1 pseudogene is annotated in these 934 nt (G+C 59.2%); it reads left to right on the top strand.

What is annotated here, in order from left to right:
* Positions 1-230: pseudogene (locus tag VSX60_RS22405) on the top strand (hypothetical protein); the annotation flags it as partial.
* Positions 231-934: the final 704 nt, after the last annotated feature.

The raw sequence follows: 934 nt of genomic DNA, 5'->3' as shown, positions 1-934 counted from the left end.
GACACCACGAGCAGCTTAATGCGGGTTACTTCCGGGAGGAGCCGGGTGCGGGAAAGCCGCATGCCCGGATCTGTGAGGGCGAAGCCGAATGGATTAGCTACTCGACCATCCCCAACCGCAAGGACAACACCCCGGAAAACCTCGCCATCCTGCCCAAGCTCGCACCCAACCTCCTCAAGCGCGCAAGGCCCGCCATCTCCGTCAGGCGAAAACGCAAGCGCTCCGGATAGTCAAACTACTTCGCCCGATCTATCCTCGGCCAAATGCGATAGCCCTAGAGAGATGTTCCGCCGTCTGGCCGGAACCGGCAAGCATGCGGCAACGATCGTGGCAGCGGTTGCGCGCGAATAGGCGGGCTTCATCTGGGACATTGCGCGCCATGTGCCGGCGCCGGTCTCAATGCAGGTCTTGACGCGCGCTGCAGTTATCGGCTCACGGATGAGCCGACGAACGGAAAAGAGAGAATGGATCGTTGACATTACGACCTAGCTGGCGTGCTGCGCGCCCTGATTGACGCGGACAATCCTCGATATAGCCCTGGGGCAGAATCTATCGACGCTCGATTTGGAGCCGGAGGAACGTCCACGACGGAAAAGGGTCGTGCGGTAGCCAATCCGGGGATGAGAGTTTGATCAATTGTCGTCAGAATCAGACGCGCAGCACACCCGCCGGGTCGTTTATTCCCCACCTTGCATCGGATTTTGTTCCGGTGCCAGATTAGTTGTGCGCTCATCCAGACGTGACCATCATGAGAGGGCTATAGCGTAGACGTAGTTCTCCGTTTCATCGTTCTCGGCCCGCCATTATCCTGTTGCGAACCCGAGATGAGAGCGCCGGTGCAAAAATCCACCACTGAAGCGGCCGGATATCTGGCTGTTGGCCGGAGCAAAACTCCGCCAGTGATAGCCTTCGTGCCTTTGGCCGAGGGCGGGGA

It is taken from the genome of Aurantimonas sp. A3-2-R12 (assembly GCF_036016755.1).
In the GTDB taxonomy this organism is placed as follows: domain Bacteria; phylum Pseudomonadota; class Alphaproteobacteria; order Rhizobiales; family Rhizobiaceae; genus Aurantimonas; species Aurantimonas coralicida_A.
Note: the sequence above shows the minus strand (reverse complement) of the source record. Positions and strands in the feature narration are given on the sequence as shown.